Genomic DNA, 3,131 nt, shown 5'->3' with positions numbered 1-3,131 from the left:
CAGGGAACCAACGGTGCGCCGATCACCATGGGGCGCCGAGCCGTCGCGGTCTACCTCGACCTGATGACGCCGCCCAGCAACGCTGCTTTCGAACGGTACCTTGAGGACAGTCGACGGCATCTCAGTGCGTGGCAACATCTTCGAAGTACCGGCGGTGAACTACTCGATAACTCAGTTGCCGGTGCAATTGCTGCAGAGGCGGCCGCGCGCATCCGCACCTTGGTCAACGATCACGCGAACGCAGACGTGCATCTGTTGCTGCGATGCCCCTTTCCCGTCGCCCTCTTGCTGGGCAGGCTGACCAACACATTGCGAGTGGTCGCCTACGAATGGAACGACAGCGACGAAGGCAGAGACTATGACGGCCGGCCCAAATACGTGCCGGCCCTGCGTATCCGCGCCTCTGCCCCTGCTGGCGCGATCGAAGAGGTCTTACTCGGCCACGACACTGACGGTCAGGAATAGCCGGCCACGTCGCCATGCGCGACAACGACCAGAACCCGTCAGCGCTGAGTTCAGCAATAACACTCCCTGCGACGGTGGTAGTTGCCGATCCGCCGTCGTCGCGGCGCGGTCGACGACACTCACACCTGCGAGCCGTCGACGATGCCTCTGCGACCGGCGTCCATGGTGGCCCAGGTCGTCTCGCCATCAGCGCCACCCATTGGCTGTGCCTCCATGCCACCCAGCAATCCGGATAGTTTCCCGCTATCGTGGTTGTCGCCCCGATCGCGTGACGTCTGACTCATAAAATTCATGCCGTCTGGTGAAGACTGGCCTGGTAGCATGGTGTCGACCCCACTGTGACGGGTGCGGTGGGCGAGGGCGCCTTACCCACCGCGTGACAGCCGCACTGGTGCGGCCTGCGATGTTGCCCCCCGGCGCCTGGCCTGATCGGTCGTCATGCCACACACCGTTGGCCTCCATGGACGATGCCGACACCATGTGGCAACAGCTCGCCTGGCCGCTCGGCAATAACTGGTGAGAATCACTGGGAGAGAGTGCTGGAATGCTCTCGCAGAGAGGTTGATTGGCGATGAATGCGGTGATCGGTGTTGACGCCCACAAGAAGACTCACACCCTCGTCGCGGCCGACGGGCTCGGCCGCGAGCTCGGGCACAAGACGATCACCACCACCAGTGCCGCCCACCGTGAGGGCGTGCGGTGGGCGCGAGCGCGGTTCGGGCCTGATCTCGTTCGGGCGGTTGAGGATTGCCGGTCACTGAGCCCCCGGCTTGAGAACGATTTGATGGCAGAAGGATTCGGGGTGATCAGGGTTCCCCCGCATCTGATGAGTCGCACCCGGGCCTCATCGAGGCTACGCGGGAAGTCTGACCCGAATCGATGCCCTGGCGGTGGCGCGCGCTGTCCAGCGCGAAACCAACCTACCGATGGCCACCTAAGACCCTATCTCGATGGAACTGCGGCTCTTGGTCGATCGTTACGAGGACCTCGTCGCCCAACGCACCGCTGTGATCAACAGGTTGCTCGGCCGGGTACATCAGCTTGACCCCGCGCGGCCCACACCGGCGAACTGGAACGTCAAGTAGGCTCGCGCGGACATGCGTGCGTGGCTGGCTACTCAGCACGGGCTCGTCGCTGAACTCGCCCTTGATGAACTCGATGACATCATCAGGAACAGCGAGGAGATGGAGAAGTCGACCCGCCGGATCAGTCAGCGGGTGCGGGCGGTCGCGCCCGCTCTGCTTACGCTGCCGGGATGTGCAGAACTGACCGCCGCCAAGATCGTTGCTCAGGTCGCCAATGTCAACAGGTTCCGCAGCGACGCTGCCTTCGCCCGATACGCTGGTCTTGCGCCCACTCCGTATACTTCGGGCGGGTCATCGGTGCGGATGCAGTCGGGAAAACACGGCAACCGCCATCTCAATCCAGCGCTGCACCGCATTGCAGTCACCCAGATTCGCATGGCAGCCCTGGGCGAGCATATTTTCAGATGAGACTCCAGACCGGTGACACCCGCAGTCGGGCCATGCGCTCGCTGAAGCGTCACCTGGCACGAGTCGTCTACACCCGGTTGAACGTGAACAGCCTGTTGCAGCCGCGGGCACGATTGCCGTGGTGGCGCGGTGACTCTCTTGCCGGCTGACCGAGTTGGAGCAGCCCGACGGGTAGAGCCAACCACTCTCCGCTTCTGGCTCAACTCCGTCGTCCGCAGGGCTATCACAATCCCGATAATGCAGCCAGACACTAACGGAGCCATAGCTTTTCGACTGCCGCTGTGTGCGCTGCAACCAATCCTGCACCCGTCGAACATCACCAGGGCTGCCGGTGCGCTCCTGGACAATCCAGCGCCGGGGAAGGAGACGGTCGGCGGATCGCGCGGTCCCTGACGCTGCTCCAGAAGAGGTGACGTAGGCGATCGTCATCACGGCATCGCGACCTCGTTGCAGCCCCACCCAAAGTATGCCAGGGGCGCCCACTGCAGAGGATCGGTGGCACAAGTTGGTTCATCACGAATAACCGCCAGTGCATCGTGCATCGCTCGCGCGACAGCTTCTCCTACCTCGCCCTCCCTGGCTCCAGCGACGGCGGTGTAGATAGCCGTCGCAATGGTCACAGCAGATGAGTCCCGCAGCGGTATCGAGGTCGCGACCACGTTCGGGTAGCCGGTTTGCATTGCCGCGCCGGCCACGTGCAGTGCCTCGTTCGGCAACGCCGCAGAACCGCGCGCCGAGTCGCAGGTAAGGAACACCGCGAGCTCACCTCTGGCGACCTGCAAGTCGGCCAGATGACCAAGCGTGAGCACACCATCTGCGAGCCGTACCCCTGAAGCGAACGCCTCAGCGCTGGCGGACCCATGAGCCGTCACGTGCAGAAAGGGATGTCCGGGCAACGCATTACCTACTGCCTCAATAGTCGCGTCGGCTCCGGAGAGGTGTGTGACGGCGACGTCGCGCAGGATCCCACGCACTGCGTCTAGCTCCGCTTCGGCATGATCAAGTGTCTGTGTACCGGCGTCGGTGGAGACATAGAGCAGCCGGGGCGACTTGAGGGCACCCGATGGCGCTAGGCCGCAGGAGAACTCGGCAATCGTGGGCAGGTACGCCGACATGGCGCTATCAGCAAGGCATGCATACTGACCGAGGTGGTGCCGAGCAAACTGGGTCCGC

General features: G+C 63.5%; 2 protein-coding genes and 1 pseudogene. 2 read left to right on the top strand and 1 reads right to left on the bottom strand.

The window, feature by feature from the left end:
• Both VIQ49_RS23505 and VIQ49_RS29080 read left to right on the top strand, forming a co-directional pair.
• On the top strand, nucleotides 1–465 hold a 465-nt coding region (locus VIQ49_RS23505), incomplete at its 5' end, for an SAVED domain-containing protein (RefSeq protein ID WP_331889006.1).
• 571 nt (nucleotides 466–1,036) lie between these two features.
• Nucleotides 1,037–2,107: pseudogene (locus VIQ49_RS29080) on the top strand (IS110 family transposase).
• Between the two features lie 279 nt (nucleotides 2,108–2,386).
• Here VIQ49_RS29080 and VIQ49_RS23480 read toward each other — a convergent pair.
• Nucleotides 2,387–3,131: CHAT domain-containing protein (locus VIQ49_RS23480; RefSeq protein WP_331889003.1), on the bottom strand; the 745-nt coding region annotated here is incomplete at its 5' end.

It is taken from the genome of Williamsia sp. (assembly GCF_036566845.1).
Taxonomy (GTDB): Bacteria; Actinomycetota; Actinomycetes; order Mycobacteriales; family Mycobacteriaceae; genus Williamsia.
This window is presented reverse-complemented; position numbering and strand designations above follow the sequence as displayed.